The 15,462-nt window shown below is 60.8% G+C and carries 14 protein-coding genes; 6 read left to right on the top strand and 8 right to left on the bottom strand.

The window, feature by feature from the left end:
- On the bottom strand, window positions 1-694 hold a 694-nt coding region (locus SH809_09985), incomplete at its 3' end, for a DUF262 domain-containing protein (protein MDZ4700022.1).
- A gap of 203 nt (window positions 695-897) precedes the next feature.
- Complete coding sequence (locus SH809_09980; protein ID MDZ4700021.1) at window positions 898-2,136, bottom strand: site-specific integrase; 1,239 nt, start codon at window positions 2,134-2,136, stop codon at window positions 898-900.
- 391 nt (window positions 2,137-2,527) lie between these two features.
- Between SH809_09980 and SH809_09975 the strand changes: the two genes are divergently transcribed.
- Window positions 2,528-2,680, top strand: coding sequence for a hypothetical protein (locus tag SH809_09975; protein ID MDZ4700020.1), 153 nt, complete (start codon window positions 2,528-2,530; stop codon window positions 2,678-2,680).
- Window positions 2,681-3,129: 449 nt separating this feature from the next.
- Window positions 3,130-4,089, top strand: coding sequence for an alpha/beta hydrolase (locus SH809_09970; protein MDZ4700019.1), 960 nt, complete (start codon window positions 3,130-3,132; stop codon window positions 4,087-4,089).
- 528 nt (window positions 4,090-4,617) lie between these two features.
- On the opposite strand, the gene SH809_09965 is transcribed toward SH809_09970, so the two are convergent.
- From SH809_09965 to SH809_09955, 3 genes are all read right to left on the bottom strand, one after another.
- Complete coding sequence (locus SH809_09965; GenBank protein ID MDZ4700018.1) at window positions 4,618-5,286, bottom strand: response regulator transcription factor; 669 nt, start codon at window positions 5,284-5,286, stop codon at window positions 4,618-4,620.
- A gap of 71 nt (window positions 5,287-5,357) precedes the next feature.
- On the bottom strand, window positions 5,358-7,307 hold the full coding sequence (locus tag SH809_09960) for a two-component regulator propeller domain-containing protein (GenBank protein ID MDZ4700017.1): 1,950 nt from the start codon (window positions 7,305-7,307) through the stop codon (window positions 5,358-5,360).
- Complete coding sequence (locus SH809_09955) at window positions 7,228-8,421, bottom strand: two-component regulator propeller domain-containing protein (GenBank protein MDZ4700016.1); 1,194 nt, start codon at window positions 8,419-8,421, stop codon at window positions 7,228-7,230. Before SH809_09955 ends, SH809_09960 begins: the two co-directional genes overlap by 80 nt.
- 343 nt (window positions 8,422-8,764) lie before the next feature.
- On the opposite strand from SH809_09955, the gene SH809_09950 reads away from it, so the two are divergent.
- Window positions 8,765-9,904 (top strand): THUMP domain-containing protein, encoded by a 1,140-nt coding sequence (locus SH809_09950; GenBank protein ID MDZ4700015.1) that lies wholly within the window; start codon window positions 8,765-8,767, stop codon window positions 9,902-9,904.
- 351 nt (window positions 9,905-10,255) lie between these two features.
- Window positions 10,256-10,810, top strand: a complete 555-nt coding sequence (locus SH809_09945) for a hypothetical protein (GenBank protein ID MDZ4700014.1) — start codon at window positions 10,256-10,258, stop codon at window positions 10,808-10,810.
- Window positions 10,811-10,869: 59 nt separating this feature from the next.
- Here SH809_09945 and corA read toward each other — a convergent pair whose 3' ends face one another.
- Complete coding sequence (corA, locus tag SH809_09940; protein MDZ4700013.1) at window positions 10,870-11,928, bottom strand: magnesium/cobalt transporter CorA; 1,059 nt, start codon at window positions 11,926-11,928, stop codon at window positions 10,870-10,872.
- 358 nt (window positions 11,929-12,286) lie between these two features.
- Between corA and SH809_09935 the strand changes: the two genes are divergently transcribed.
- Window positions 12,287-13,384: a pentapeptide repeat-containing protein gene (locus tag SH809_09935; protein ID MDZ4700012.1), complete on the top strand. Its 1,098-nt coding sequence runs from the start codon at window positions 12,287-12,289 to the stop codon at window positions 13,382-13,384.
- Window positions 13,385-13,421: 37 nt separating this feature from the next.
- Window positions 13,422-13,736, top strand: coding sequence for a hypothetical protein (locus SH809_09930; protein ID MDZ4700011.1), 315 nt, complete (start codon window positions 13,422-13,424; stop codon window positions 13,734-13,736).
- 2 nt (window positions 13,737-13,738) lie between these two features.
- Here the strand turns inward: SH809_09930 and SH809_09925 are convergent, their stop codons facing one another.
- Entirely contained in the window at window positions 13,739-14,077 is a 339-nt protein-coding gene (locus SH809_09925; GenBank protein ID MDZ4700010.1) for a TfoX/Sxy family protein, read from the bottom strand.
- 86 nt (window positions 14,078-14,163) lie between these two features.
- A complete protein-coding gene (locus tag SH809_09920) occupies window positions 14,164-15,462 on the bottom strand; it encodes a M20/M25/M40 family metallo-hydrolase (protein MDZ4700009.1) in 1,299 nt (432 codons plus the stop codon).

The raw sequence follows: 15,462 nt of genomic DNA, 5'->3' as shown, positions 1-15,462 counted from the left end.
CCGTCGTGGTCAGCTCCAATCCCCGCGCGTTGAGGGTCTCGAAAACCGTGTAGGCGCTAATCTCATCGCGCACCGAGATCAGGATGAACAGGAGCTGACGCGCGATCACCTCCGCGAGCATCTCCGCCAGCCGGATGCCGTCCGTGGCCACGCTCCACTCCTGCTCAAGGTGCCTTTTGAAGTAGACAAAACACTCCCAGAGTAGCTTATTCGATTTCTTCAGGGCGCGGGAATTTTTGGGCGCGCGAAGCTGAACCAGGTAGTCCTGGTAAAACCCGTCGTCGTGATCGTTGAGGGATAGTTTACTGATTTCGGTGAGATGGGCCGGGTCGCGTTCGCCGATGAAACGCGCGCGGAGTGCATCCGCGCGTTCGCGATTGGCCGAGTCGCCCGTCCGTTCGGCCAGTTCGTGCGGACGCGCGATGATGGCCAGTCCAAAGATGCTGGGCGTGGCGATACGCTGCTGCCCGTCGATGATAAGCGCGAGCCGGTCGGATTCGGTTTTGACGACGACAGCGCCCATGTAATGGCGCCGTTCCGAGTCCGGCTGGAGTTCCATCACATCAAGCCAGAGGTCTTCCCACTGCTCGGCGGTCCAGGAGTAGTCGTTCTGGTAGAGCGGGACGCTGTACCTCTTGCCAATGCCCAGCAATTCCTGGAACGTGACGGTCCGGGTGTTGAGCAAATTGGCCATAACAGCAGGCAGGGTGGTACTTCGGTCTCCACGGTGAACCGATTGCCTCTGCTAACCCACGGAGCGGGGTTTGCGTTTCGCAGCACGACGTGACACACGTACCATGCCACATTAGGCCCCATCCAACCGGGTAAGCGGGAATGATCGGATCTCCCCCCGATCGCCCAAACCCTGCGAAGCGAACCGATCAAATCCACTCCTTCTCAGAACACCGACCGCATCTTCTCGTCCAGATCCTCGCTGTCAAAACCCCTGAGGTACTGCTCCGTTACCCGCACATTGGCGTGAGCCAGCACTTTCGAGATGTCATAAATGCTCCACCCCTTCCGCCGGAGGTAGTCGGCCAGACTGTGGCGCGCAAGGTGAAACGAGAGGCGTGTCTGGATGCCCAGCTTCTGTTGGATCTGCTTTAAGTACTTGTTTGCAAGCGAATTCCGGCTGCTGATGGCATTGTGCAGATCGCGCTGGGTCGATGTGTCGTAGCCGTCGATCATGGGAAAAACGCTCCCATAGGGTGATGTCCGACGATCCGCGTAGAACTCCAGGATCTTCAACGCCGGCGGGACAAGCGCTATCGACGTGGCCTCGTTTGTCTTTTTCATCTTGTAAGACAGCCGGTCTCCCTGCACATGACGCCACTGAAGCAGTACAACGTCGGAGAACCGCATGCCGCCGGCGTAAAAGGCAAAGAGGAAGGAATTGCGCGTGTGCCAGATCGGCGAATGTGCTGGAAGCTCCAGACGTTCGATGGCTTCAATTTCCTCGATGGAAAGACGGCCCTTCTCCACTTTGGCTGACTTCAGCTTGAGCTGAAAAAATGGGTTTTGCTCCTGGGGAAAGCGGCCGTCTCGAATGGATGTATAGAGCAGCGTGCGAATCGATCGCATCCGCTTGTGAACGGTGTTGATCGCGCTCTTCACCGTTTCGTGTAGATACGTCTCGAAGCCTCGCAGCAGCGTCACAGTGATTTCCTCGAACGGTAGTTCCGCTCGGCCATACCTGGCCTTCATGAAGTCACGCAGCTGAAGGACGGAGGTACGGTAGCTCTCGAACGTTGAAATCTGCCCCCGCCGTTCGTATTCATTACAAAGCTCCATGGCGTACGCCAGGAAATCGCCGGCGTTCTGCTCCTCTTCCGGGTCGATCTTCGAGCGGAGTCCGTCGCGGAGCCGCGCGGCCGTCACCTGTTGTCCCTTGGCCAATAACTCGGCCAGGACGGCCTGCGCCTCCGACTTCACATCCAGCAAGTACCGGTTCAGGTTTGCGTGGTGGGGGTTGGTTTTTCGAACCTGCTCGGTCCGACTGTTCCAGTCGGCTTCCGGTATGCGCACGTTGAGCGAGGCGTATCGAACCTTGTTACCCGCTGACGCGCGGAGATAGAGCGGGACCGTTCCCTCGTGATTTTTCATGCCCGGGTAGCGGACAATTGAGATCGTCGCCATAGGATGCATTCATGCGTTACATACCGGAAAACAACTAAAAGTATAACTAAAGGTTTTTCCCTGTTTTCCGAAGGATCTGGACGGCCTCAAGATACACAATGTGCCTTTTTAGCGCAAATTTGGGCATTTCACCCCCTCAAAAGTGTCCTAAAAAGGCTACAACAACACTCCCTCCCTGACCACCCTAAGAAAACGCCTCAATTTTGCCCGAAACGGCAGAGTTGGGGCGTTTCTCGTTTCGGCCCCTCCCGGCAAGATTGCGCACTTCTCCGCATCCTCGTTCCCTGATATTGAGCATATGTTGACCACGGGGAAATGCCCCCCTGGGGGGTATACGGGATTTAATCTTTATATTACAAGATCTTAAGCCGTACTAACTCAACTTCACATCATGGCCGGGCCCAGGAAACGGAAAACGGGATCGCTGGAGGAGCTGCAGGGCATCCTGTTCGAGGCGGTCATGCGACTTTGTAAGATCGCCGAATCGACACCGAGCGACCTTGAGGTCCAGAAGTCGACGATGCGGCCGAGCACATGGCGGTAGAGAAAGAGCCGTGCGTTGAGTGCCTGGTTCTGTGTGGATGCCGAGACATGGCAGTGAGCGGTGAGGTGGGAGAGGATTGCTTGATTTCGCGCGCACCCATTATGGCCGGGTGGCGCAGGTTGTCGTAGTGGGCGCAGCGTCGAATCCAGCTGGCGTACGCTTTTTCGGTTCGCGGACTCAGGTGGCGAAGCCGGCAGGCTTCGTGGAGCCGGGAAAGCACCTTTGGCTCGGGTGGACGGCGGTGTTCCATGGCAGTCGAAGAGGTGGGATTTCCCTGGATGTCGGCAGGAGGGAGGTCATAATCCTCTTATCCAGACAACGGCTCAATAGGAAACGTACCTTCGCCGTAAGCACTTTATTCTGCCCGTCGTTGCATCCGGCAGCCCGGGTGTGATATCTTGACAAGGACTGGATATTATTAGTTATGCCTACAACAGGGAGTTGGAGCCATGGAACGAATGATTTATGTAGTGGGGACCGTGCTATTGATCGCGGCAAGCGCCGGATGTCAGGGCCTGCCGGTGCCGCTCGAACAGGTGCACGAGGGACATGTGCTGACCGACGACGGGGTACGGCTGCACTACCAGTTGTTGGGTAGCGGACCGGACACCCTCATCGTGCTTCACGGTGGGCCTGGCCTCAGCTCAGCCTATTTGGCTCCGGACCTCGATCTCCTCTCGCGGAACCACGCGTTGATCTTTTACGATCAGCGAGGCGCGGGTCGGTCGACGGTTCTGACGGACTCCATGCGGTTGCGGCTCGCCGATCATATCAGGGATCTTGAGGCCGTTCGGGGACATTTTGGGCTGACGCGCGTGACCCTCCTCGGACACTCCTGGGGTGCGGGCCTCGCCGCGCATTACGCTCGATCGCACCCGGACCGCGCGGCGCGGCTGATCCTCGTGGACGCCATTCCGCCGCGGGCCACACCCTACATGCAACAGTTCGGTCAGAATCTGCATGCATGGATGGACAGCACCACTGCGGCCCGGGTCGCAACGCTCGCGGAGGCCCGCCGCGACGCCAGCGATCCGGTGGCCGCGTGTCGGGCCTACTGGTCGGTTTTTGCCCGCGGCTACTTCGCCGATCCCCACGACACGGCCCTGCACGCGCGGATGCGCGGCGATGTCTGCGACGCCCCGCCCGAGGCGATACGCAACGGCGGGCTCGTTTACGCGTCCGTGTTGGGACCGATGGGGGACTGGGATTGGCGAGCCGACTTCGGAGACGCTCGGGTGCCGGTCCTGATCATCCACGGCGACAAGGATCCGATCCCGGCTGTCTCCGCCGCGGAATGGGAGGCGGCGTTTCCCGAAGCTAGGTTGGTCCTCGTGGAAGGTTCCGGCCATTTCCCGCACCTTGAGCAGGCCGACGCCTTTCTTCGGCACGTTGAGGAGTTCCTGCGCTGATTCGCCGGCGCGTCGCAGAGGTCTGCCGCGGATGTCAACCACTCCAGGCTTCCTAGATGTCGTTTCCCGCTCGGGCGGTGAGGCATAACGAGCGGTTGCACCTGTCACGCCGCTTCGCGGCGCGCAGGTGAACCGCAGGGCGTTATCCGCTTCGGCTTGAGGCTTCGGGGGCGGGGGCGGCAAAGGGCTTTGCTTGCCCAACCCGCTCACGCGACGGGCATCATGTACGCGTCGTCCTCCGGTGTGGCGAACAATCCTTTGCCGCTTCCAACATGTTGGCCAGTGTCAGAGGAGGCATTTCATCACCAATGGCATAGGGAAGGAGTACAATAACTTCTGCCTGGACCCCTTCGGGCAGCGAGGCGTCCTGCACCGAGATGACGCCTCCAGCCTGGATGCGGATACGCTATCTAACGGCTTGTATCATGAATCGACGCGTTCAAGTTCCATCTGGTACTTGATGCTGATCCGATGTACAATATACCCAACGATTCGGATCCGTCTACTACCCTGGACGATACACCCCCTCTAGATCTCCCCCTTCCGTATCGCCCGCGCCAGCGCCTCGGCGGCGGAGTTGACGTGCAGTTTCTGGTAAATATGACGCAGGTGGGAATCGATCGTGTGCGGACTCAGAAACAGCGTCTCGGCGATCTGTTTCTGGCGCAATCCCCGCTCCATGAGCCGCAGGATCTCGCGCTCGCGATCGCTCAGGATGTGGGCGTCCGGGCCCGTCTCACCCGTAAAATGCGCCATCACCAGACGCGCCACGGGCGGCGACATGTACATCCCCCCGCGATGCGCCTCGCGAATGCCGTTCACCACCTCCTCGATGCTAGGCTGCTTGGTAATGTACCCACATGCGCCGGCGCGAAACGCCTTAAAAATGGTCTGGGGATCTTCCCTAACGGTAAGCATCACCACCGCACAATCCGGCAACAGGGCCCTCAGCAGCGCCGTGCACTCGACCCCATTCCTGTGTTTCCCCGGCGCCATACTATCCAGCTCGACATCCATCAGCACGACATCCGGGCCATCCTCCGGGGCCATGGCCTCCACATGCGCCAGCAAGGCCTCGCCATGCGGAAACGAAGCGGCACAGTGCATGTCCGTCACTTCGGAGAGCGGCGCGCACAGGGCCATGCGCTGCGCGTCGTTATCTTCCACTACCCATACCCGGATGGACGAACGTGCCATTGGTGTCAATCTGGTTTCTGTCGAGGTACCTCTAATCATACTGCTTTGAGCGGTCCTAGGGCATCACGTGATCACGCTATTCTGGCGCGGAGCGTCACACGGCACCCCTGTTCGGGGGCGCTTTCGATGGTCAGATCTGCCCCGATCGCCTCCGCCCGTTCACGCATGTGCCGGAGCCCGTGCCCGGCCGGCTCCGCCGCGGCATCGAACCCGACGCCGTCGTCGGCCACCGTCAGCATCAGGAAGTCGGCCGAACACGTCACTTCGATGGCGACGTGCTCCGCCCCGGCGTGGCGCCGCGCGTTCAGGATGGCTTCTTTGCCGATCTGGTAGAGCTCCTGACGGATCCGCGAGTCCAGCATCACGTCCGGGAGGATGTCCGGGCGATTAAAAATGGAACGCCCATCGCGGAACAGGTGGTACGCATATTCTTCCAGCCGATCGATGAGATCGGTCAACCGATCGTGCCCGCTTTCGATACCCCACGTCGCATCCCTGAAGAACTCACCAACCCGCCGGCTGCTCTCCCATATCGCCCGCAGCTCGCGCCGGTCCTCACCCGGTATCCGATCGCGCGAGGCCAGGAAATCGACCCGGAGCACAATCGCGGATAACTCGCTGCCAATGTCGTCGTGCAGCTTTCTCACCATATCCTGCCGGCTTTTTTCGCGCTCCCCCTCCACCTGCCGCTCCAGTTGCACCGTGCGAACCTCCAGCTGCGAGGTCTTGAGTTCACTCTTGAGCCGATACCGAACCCCTTTCCAGGCCCCAAACAGCAGCACGGACCAGAAAATCGCCTGCACCCACCACTGCCAGAAAAAATACGGCCGGATCGTCCACGCCAACGTGGCATGCTCCGCGCTCCAGGCGCCGTCGCTGTTGGCCGCCTTCACCCGAAAGGTGTAGTCCCCGGGCGCCAGGTTGGGGTAGCGCGCAAACGGATCGGAGGTAAACACCCATCCGGCATCGACGTCGTCCAGCCGGTAGGCGAACCGATTTTCGGCCGGCGAAGTGAATTCCAGCGCCGCGAAATGAAGGGTGACCTCGTTCTCGTTGTGCTTCAGTCGCGCGCCGCTCACGGGGTCCCCCGGCAACCCCGACACGTACGGTTTTCCGAACAGATCGAACCCGGTGATCGCCGCCAGGGGCGGGGTCTCGTTGTCGCGAATGTCCCGGGGGAAAAACGCGACAAGGCCATCGTTCGTCCCAAAAAACAACTCCCCCCGCCGGCTCCGGTGGCAAGCCCCATCCAGAAACGCCGCATCCGGCAGACCATCGCTCGGGGTATAGGTCTTGGTAAACGCCTGCCTCTCCCCATCGAAATACGACAACCCGGCCGCCGTGGCCACCCACAGGTCGTTCCCATCCCCCGGCAACACGCAGGCGACGGAGGTGTGCGCCAGACTGTCGGCCGTGACATAGGCCCGGAGCGTGTTGGCTTCGGGGTCGAGCCGGACCACTCCATTGCCCATGGTAGCCGCCCAGATGGCGCCGTCGCCGGCCTCGGTCATCGACACGACTTTCAACCGCGATGCCTGAACGAGCAGATCGGGCACGTTCGGGAATCGTTCGAACCGCCCGCTTTCGGCATCCAGCCGGTTGACCCCGCTCCCAACGGTGCCGAGCCAGAGGGTCCCGCGCCGGTCCTCCAGGATCGGCCAGACGGAGTAATGGGAAGGGCCGGCGCCGGGAGGATACCACACAAACGAGTCCGTCGCCCGGTCGTACCGCGCCAGACTCCGGGTCACGGTGCCAATCCAGAGCCGTTGCCTACTATCCTCAAACACGGAGTAGGTCAGCGCGTCGGGTAGACTGGTGGAATCACCCGGAATCGGTAGGTATCGCGTGAAGGCCCGTCGAGCCGGATTAAACCGGTTGACGCCACCCCCACCTGTCGCAACCCAGATGTCGCCGGCGTTATCCTCTGTGATGTCCCACACCTCATTGCTGCTGAGGCTGTCGCGATCCGGGCGTCCTTCGAAGTGCGAGCGTGTGCCGGCCGCTCGATCCAGCCGATCCAACCTCCCCGTACAGCCCCACCCACAGCGCGCCGTCGCGGGCCTCGTGGATGGCGTTCACCCGGGGATGCGACAGATGGAGACCCGGCGCGTCGTGATCGGCCGGGTAGACCGTAAACGCTTTGGGCGACCTGAGCTTGCTGAGGCCGTTCCAGGTGCCCACAAAGAGATTTCCTGAACGATCTACGTGGAGAGAAGTCGTCTGATTATCCGAAAGCGATCGAGGATCATCCAGCGCGTGCGTGGCGCAAGACCAGGCGTCCGGCGCTCCTCCATAGGCACAGACACCGTCCCCAAACGACGTGATCCAGATCGTGCCGGCGTGGTCCTCCGCCATCGCGTACACCCGGTGATGTTCGGCATTGACCACCTCGCGGGGACGCCGGACCGTGGCCCAGGCCCGGGAGCCTGGTTCAAGCCGTATGACGCCGCCGCCGAGGATCCCCATCCACAAGGCACCGTCCGACATCGTTTGCAGCGCGGTGACCGGCACAACGGGCAGGGGCTCGGGCGTTTCGACCCGCGAAAAGGCGTTGCGGCCGGCATCGAAGCGGTACAGGCCAGAGCTCGTGCCGGTCCAGAGCCCACCGGTCGCGTCCACGTGAAGCGCCATGACAAGCCGCGCGCCCGGAATGGTGTCCGCATCGACGGCATAGGCTTCCATCGTGCGGGTCGCGATATCCAATCGCCAGAGCCCACTGCGCGTACCCACCCAGAGCGATGCCGTATCGGTGGCGGCCATGCTGGTGATCGCGCCCGCCACCGGCGCGGCATCGGCTGGCGACGCCTCCAGGAATCGATCGACCCGGTTCGTCGCCAGATCGAGCCGATTGAGGCCGTTCACCGTGCCGATCCAGAGACCGCCGGCGTGCTCAAGAAGGGCCCCCGGCAACACCGCGTCATCCGTCAGATAGGCGCCGCCGACAGGATAACGCACGAATCGGCGCCCGTCGTAGCGGTTGAGCCCGTCGTATGTCCCAACCCACACGAACCCTCTGGAATCCTGCAAGACGGCCGTAACAGCGTGGCTGGACAGGCCCTCGGCGGTGGAGTAGCGCTGAAACTGAACCGGCTGCGCGTGCGCGCTGGCCACGAAGATCGCCAGGGTCAAGACCATGCCAGGCAGGCAAATCGAACACGTCCGGATCCTCATAGACAGAGACATTGATTGAGCGAGAGCGCAGGCCGGCGCTAAAATACAATCAAAATCAATAATAGGCTATGGCCAGGATCGAGGCTTCGTTGCACCGCGCACGGCTTACCCAATTCCTTAACCATTAAGAAATCGTCGAGATTTGCGTTTTGCATAGTGAGTAAGTCATCCCCCGGTCAAAGCCGGGGGATGACTATGCCTTTGGTTGTTCAAATCTCAACAGTTTCTAAACGTCGAACCTGAAACACTCCACCGAACATCCCCGCCGGCTGAGGCTATAAAGGCCTCTTCCAACCCTGACCCCACTATGTACCTCTACCAGGAAAACCGCCGCTTCTTCGCCCAGATCGCGCACAGCACCGAAGAACTTGGCGCCCTAGAACTCACCGAACTCGGCGCGCGCGGAGTCTCCACCTCGTACCGTGGGATCTTTTTCGACGCCAATCCGCCCTCGCTCTACCGCATCGTCTACGGCTCCCGTCTCATCACGCGCGTCCTCGCCCCCATCGCGGCGTTCCACTGCCACAATCCGGACTACCTCTACCGGACGGCCATGGGGATCGAGTGGACGGATTTCATGCAAGCCGACCAGACGTTTGCCGTTTCCGCCAATGTCTCCAACAGCAAGATCCGCCACTCGAAATACGCCGCGTTGCGCATCAAGGACGCGATCGTCGATCAGTTTCGCGAGCGGACCGGGGGCCGGCCGGATGTCGACACCCGCGAACCCGACCTCTGGATCAACCTCTACATCGAAAACAACCACGCGACGATCAGCATCGACGTCTCCGGCGGGTCGCTCCACCGGCGGGGCTACCGCCTCGAAGGCGGCATGGCGCCCATGCAGGAAACCGTGGCCGCAGCCATCATCCGGCACAGTGGCTGGCAGGGAGAAATGCCGCTCTACGACCCGATGTGCGGCTCGGGCACGCTCCTCGCCGAGGCCCACATGCATTATTGCCGCATCCCCGCCGGCTTTCTCCGCTCCCGATTCGGATTCGAGGGGATGCCCGATTTCGAAAAGCGCCGCTGGAATGAGGTTAAAACAGAGATGGACGGCCTCATCCGCCCCTTGCCCGAAGGCCTGATCGCCGGCAGCGATAGCTCGTTCGAGGCCATCGCGATGGCCCGCGCCAACCTCGCCGCCCTGCCGGGCAGCGAACCCATCCGCCTCACCGTCGCCCCCTACCAGAAACTCGGCGGCCTGGCCAACCGAACCATCGTCACCAATCCGCCCTACGGCCTCCGGATGGGCCGCGACGAGAACCTGCACCCGTTTTACGCGGAGCTTGGCGACTTCCTCAAGCAGCAATGCACCGGTTCGAAAGCCTTCGTCTACGCCGGCGACCGCGACCTCCTCAAGTCCGTCGGCCTCCGCCCCACCTGGAAAAAGCCCCTCGTCAACGGCGCCCTCGATGGCCGTCTCGCCTGCTACGAGATGTATTAACGGGTACAGATTCGCAGATTACAGGTCATTATCCTAGACGGATAATCTACCTAACAACCTGCCATCCTTCGGGTCCGTCGGCTGCGCCGCCGTCCCTCAGGACAGGCCTGCCAACCGGCCCGCTTCTCATAATCTTTTCATTTTCGGTATAGAATAACTCCATTTGATTGTTTTATTATAGGAGTGTGACCCACATCATTGTGTAGCTCGAACGCTGGCTGCCGCTATCCGGAAGGCAAGCGTACTGCGACGGTTTTCTCGATCCACCCTCGAAGAGAAACGCAGGGGATAGCTGTACCCCTACAGCATCTTTGCCGAGGCACCTACCTGGATCGAAATCTGTCCTTTGCGATGAATAACCACAGGCATAACATCTCCCGCATCGATACGCGGGCGACCCACGGATGGCAAGTCCGTATCACGCGAAAATCGAACCCCTGCTCCAAGTTTTTTGCCGACCGCCAGAACGGTGGGCAAGAAGAAGCGCTTCAGGCGGCCATGAACTGGCGTGACGAACAACTCAAGACCTCCCCCAAGCTCGCCGGCCGGAGCATTGAAGAATCTCGAAAAGGCATCAAAACGGGTGTCCCCGGATTGATGGTGGGCTACGAGGAGGGCGCTACGGGCACATTTCCCTACCTGAATGTCTCTGTTCGGCGACACGGCAAACTGACCACGCGCAGCGTTTCCATCGCAAAATGGGGGCTGCGTGCCGCGTTGTGGAAGGCGTGTGTCGCTCTGGCGACAGCTACCATCGGTGATGGCAATCGCATGGCCATCCAGCGTGAAGCCCAGCATCTGTACAGCACCGCCTACCCGAATATCCAGGCCGCGGTCGACCGTCCGAATGGGCCGGCCTTGGCCACGCATGTGCATGGCCAAGCCGAAACGCTGGAGACGGCGTAAGGCTCATCGTCCTTTTATTAGCTCACCGGGCGCCCCAGAGAAACACGGATCGCAACGAGTTATAACCATTTTTTGTTTTTGAAATAGACAACAAGTGCGACTGAAAGGCCGAGCATGCCTGCAAGCACCAGCGGATACCCGAATTTCCACCGAAGCTCGGGCATAAAATCAAAATTCATCCCGTAAAGCCCTACGATAAAAGTGAGGGGGATGAAGATGGTGCCGACGATTGTGAGGAATTTCATGATCTCGTTCATCCGCTGATTCTGGCGGGAGAGATAGAGGTCGGTGAGGCTGGCGAGGAAGTCGCGTTGCGTCTCAAGGATTTCGATGACCTGAATGATGTGGTCGTGCACATCGCGCAGGTAGATGCGGGTCTTTTTATCGAACAATTTGTCCTCATCGCGTTCCATCACGGCCAGCACCTCGCGGAGCGGCCAGATGGCGCGGCGGAGGTGAAGGACGTCCCGTTTGACGTTGTTGATCGTCACGAGGCCACCGTCGTGTGTATCGGCGAGGAGGGCGGACTCGATCTCGTCCATCCGGTCGGTAACCCGCTCGACGATGTGGAAATAATGGTCGACGACGGTGTCGATGAGGACGTAGGCGAGGTAGTCCGACCCCTGTTTACGGATGTTTCCCTTGCCGGTTCGGATCCGTTCAATGACGGGGGCAAACACGTCGTTGGCAAACTCCTGAAACGACAACACGTAGCGGGGCCCCACCACCATGCTCACCTGTTCGATCTCAAACGAGCCGTTCTGCCGCTGGTGTACCATGTACAGTTCAATGAAGGCGTACGTATCGTAGGCTTCGAATTTGGGGCGCTGGTTCGGGTTGACGATGTCTTCCATCACGAGCGGGTGCAGTCCGGCAATCGTTCCGATCGCTTCAATGACCTTCGCATCGTGCACCCCGTTGACATTCACCCAGGTCACCGTCGCCGGATTCACGAGTATCTGGCAATCGGCCGTGGTTGCATTCAAGCTTTCGCGCACCGTGTCGGCGTCATAATCAACAATCGAGATTTCAGCCGGCGCTGTGCGAGGCGCCCCAGTGTACTCCATGGTACCCGGCGCCAGGCCTGGTTTCTTACGCCTTCTGCGATGACGGAGCATACTAGATAGGGCTGGATGAATGTGCGGCCAAGATACAATGCGCGACCGTGGCGTGCAGATAGGAGTCTAGCGGTGAAAAGATGCGCCTTGACTCTTCGCAGCGCAGCCATTCGGGACGAGTGTAATCTGAATCCACCCTTCAACTCGGCGGAAGCGCCGGCTCGTCCGGCTCCTCCTTTGACCCTGTCCGTTACCCAACCCCCAATCTCCGCACCTGCAAGCGTCATGCGGATTGAATGTCGTACTTGAAGCTCGCATCATGGCCAATATCGAGCACGTTGAGATTTTAAGGCAGGGCGTGGAGATTTGGAACCAGTGGCGCGACGAACACCGAGCTGTTCTGCCCGACCTCCACGGTTTGAATTTGAAGGGAGTCGACCTCAGCGGGGCGAACCTCCGCGAAGTCAATCTCCTGGAGGCCAATCTCCAGGGTGCGGATCTGCGCTGGACAGATCTCATCAAGGCGAATCTATTCGAGTGCGACCTTTCCGGCGCACAGCTCTTCAGCGCGGACCTCACCCGGGCCAACTTCGTGCGCGCCAACCTCTTCCGCGCCAACTTGTGCCGCGCCCGGCTGCACAACGCCAACCTGAGCCGCGCCAACCTGACACGCGCCAACCTGGAGGAGGCGGATCTCAGCAAGGCCATTTTATTCCGAGCCCGGCTCATCGGTTCTAACCTGCGTAGCGCAAATCTGCAGGACGCGAATCTCAGCGAAGTCGACTTCAGCGGCGCCTTTATCGACGAAACCACTCGGTTGCGTGGGGCGAAAGACGTGCTCGCCGGCATCAACGGCATCTACTCGTTCAGCACGGACTCCGCGGCGCTCATGTCATCCACCCCCCGCGGCGATTCGATGCTCGGCCCCCACCCCGAGGCGGTGCTCCAAAGCCTCACTCGCGCGCGTAGATACCACGGATTTTCGTTTGCGCTGGCGTTTATCTCACTCATGCTGCTGATCACGAATCCACCGGAGTTGTCCATTTACACCTTCGGCAGCATCCGCACACCCATCGAGCGGTATACGCTGTTCGCGCTCATGTTCACGGCCGGTGTGTTGTCGTATGTCAAGTCCTTCATGGAAGACGCGATTGAAGGCACGCGTTACCTGCGCGACCGGGAAAGCGCCGTCAAGGTGGGGCGATTCCCGTGGTCGCTCAGCCGGTACCCCGGCCAGCGGTGGGATCGCCGGCTGACGTCGCTGCTGATTCGAACCGTCATGGCGCTCCATCCGGTCGTCTACCTGTTCTTCCCACGGGTCTCCGTGCCCTGGTACGAATGGGCGCTCGGTGCGTTGATCCTGGTATTTAGTGGCTGGATCTTCCTCATCTCCCAAAAATTCCAGAAGCCGATCCTGTTCGACACCATGACCGAGCTACATCGCAAAAGCGATATCAAGGTCCTATCTTCCAAGGTCGATGTCCTGATCGAACTGCTCCGAAAACGCCGGCTCTAACGCCCGCGCCTTTTCTTTCACAACACCCGTTGAGCCGATGCTGCGTGCCCTGGACGATGCCTCCATCCTCGATCGTTACTTGGAAATCAAGGCTGAGCTCGCCGCGCTCGAAGAGGAACTCGAAGCCCTGAAGGCGCCGCTGATTTACGCCCTGATGGAGGAGCCGAAGGAGCAGGCCCACTACAAAGGGTTCGAGGTAAGCCTGCAGCGCCGGAAAAGCTACACGTATTCGGAGAAGGTCCAGGAGCTGGAGGACATAATCAAGGACGCGAAAGCCCATGAGCGCGACGCCGGAATCGCCGAGGTGTCGAAAGATCAGGCGATTCTCGTGGTCAAAGCGCTGCGGCGCTGAGTTCATCCGCCCGTTTTATCGGGCAACGTCTCCACAAACCTCATCGTCCGCTCCATCCATAGCCGGAGTGTCTCATCCGTTTCGATCCCCTCCACGCCCACAAAGACGTACCCCCTCATCGGCTTGCCGGTAAAGTCCATCGGGCGTACGTGCGGCAACGCCAGACAGGCGGCGTGCGCCTCCGGCCCCACACGCGCCATCAATTCGCTCCCCACGATCCCACAGAACATGTAGCCTCGGTGGATGAAGGCGAGGCCTCCGAACATCTTTTTTTCGGTGATAGCCGCTGTTGACGACAGGCAGTCGCGCATGCGCTCCGCCAGTCCCTGGTCGTACGCCATGGTTCATCGTGAAGAATAACTGGTGCAGGATAATTGGTGTATGCGTGTTACACACATAACGAACATATGTTTTGTAGGTTTCACGATCAAGGCCGCGTGAGCCGGTAGATCAGCAGCGTGGCGCGCTGGGTAGCGATTCGCAGGGAGGTGATCACCATGTGTTCGCCCTCAGCGTGTGCGCCGCCGCCGTTGGGACCCAGGCCGGCGAGGGCGTCGACATAGGGAGCGGCGAAAGAAATGTCGGCCGCGCCGCGGGCGCCGGGGTCGATGGGCTGGATGTCGCCGAGATCGAGGTCACGGCTGGCCGTATCGAAGAGGTCGAACAAACGTTGATTGCCGGCGGTCGGCGGCATGGCGGGGTAGCGGTCGCGAAACGAAATCGTCGCGCGCGTGCCGGGCAGGTTCTGGCGGACGATGTTGCGCATGGTCGATCGGGCCATCTCCTTCTGCTCCTCGGTCATGAATCGAAGGTCGCCCTCGACGAGGGCGCGCGAGGCAAGGATATTGGATTTCCCCGACGCCTCGCCAATCGAGGCCGTTTCGTCGAGCGACGCATCGGCGCCGGCCACCGCAAGGCCCGGGTTGAGCGTCAGAAACGTCTCGCTGTCGAGCGCCCGCCGGAAGGCATCCAGGATGCGCGCCACCTCGTAAACGGCGCCATAGCCGAGCGCATCCGAGAAGATCTGAGACGAGTGGCCGGTGCGCGCCTCCACGACGAGTTGCCAGCGGCTGACGCCGCGCCGCGCAACAGTCGCGTGGTGCGTACCCGCGGAGCCTTCAAACTCGAGCGCGGCGCTGGCTAATCGAGCTTCGGCCACCAGTTCGCGACGGACGACCTCCACATGGCCGGGATCCTCTTCATCCCCGGTGAGCATGACGGTGATCGCGGCGTCGTTCAGGACGCCGGCGTCGTGCATCGCACGTAAGGCGAACAGGATGACGGCATTGCCGCCTTTCATATCCACCACGCCGGGCCCGACCAGATTTCCCCCTTCGCGGACGATGTTCTGAAAAGGGCTCGCCGGCTCGAACACGGTGTCCAGGTGGCCCAGCAACAGCACCCGAGGCCCCTCCCGGCCAGGGCTCCGCGCGACGAAATGGCCGGCTCGACCGATCGAGTCTGGATATTCGATCCATTCGGTCGTCATCCCCAGCTCCTGAAACGCCTCGTCGTAGACGGCCCCCACGGCGCGCACGCCCTCCAGATTAAACGTACCGCTGTTGATGGCCACGGTGCGTTCGAGGAACGGAATGGCCTCGTCCGCCCGGCGGTCGACGGCCTCGCGCAGCGCCTGCTCCACGAGCGAAAGAGGCTGGGCCTGCGCGGCGCCTGTGAGGGTGACCAGGACAAAAAGAGCGAGTACGGCGGACCGATCGCGTTTCAT

The sequence above is a fragment of the Rhodothermales bacterium genome, assembly GCA_034439735.1.
Lineage (GTDB): Bacteria > Bacteroidota > Rhodothermia > Rhodothermales > JAHQVL01 > JAWKNW01.
The sequence above is the reverse complement of the archived record's forward strand: the minus strand, read 5'-3'. Positions and strand labels throughout refer to the sequence as shown.

Bases quoted from the DNA above. Each gene is read 5' to 3' on its own strand.
- SH809_09950 (MDZ4700015.1), top strand. From the start codon at position 8,765: ATGTACCTCTACCAGGAAAACCGCCGCTTCTTCGCCCAGATCGCGCAC.
- SH809_09970 (MDZ4700019.1), top strand. From the start codon at position 3,130: ATGGAACGAATGATTTATGTAGTGGGGACCGTGCTATTGATCGCGGCA.
- corA (MDZ4700013.1), bottom strand. From the start codon at position 11,928: ATGCTCCGTCATCGCAGAAGGCGTAAGAAACCAGGCCTGGCGCCGGGT.
- SH809_09965 (MDZ4700018.1), bottom strand. From the start codon at position 5,286: ATGGCACGTTCGTCCATCCGGGTATGGGTAGTGGAAGATAACGACGCG.
- SH809_09945 (MDZ4700014.1), top strand. From the start codon at position 10,256: ATGAATAACCACAGGCATAACATCTCCCGCATCGATACGCGGGCGACC.
- SH809_09930 (MDZ4700011.1), top strand. From the start codon at position 13,422: ATGCTGCGTGCCCTGGACGATGCCTCCATCCTCGATCGTTACTTGGAA.
- SH809_09975 (MDZ4700020.1), top strand. From the start codon at position 2,528: ATGGCCGGGCCCAGGAAACGGAAAACGGGATCGCTGGAGGAGCTGCAG.
- SH809_09920 (MDZ4700009.1), bottom strand. From the start codon at position 15,462: ATGAAACGCGATCGGTCCGCCGTACTCGCTCTTTTTGTCCTGGTCACC.
- SH809_09925 (MDZ4700010.1), bottom strand. From the start codon at position 14,077: ATGGCGTACGACCAGGGACTGGCGGAGCGCATGCGCGACTGCCTGTCG.
- SH809_09955 (MDZ4700016.1), bottom strand. From the start codon at position 8,421: ATGGTCTTGACCCTGGCGATCTTCGTGGCCAGCGCGCACGCGCAGCCG.
- SH809_09980 (MDZ4700021.1), bottom strand. From the start codon at position 2,136: ATGGCGACGATCTCAATTGTCCGCTACCCGGGCATGAAAAATCACGAG.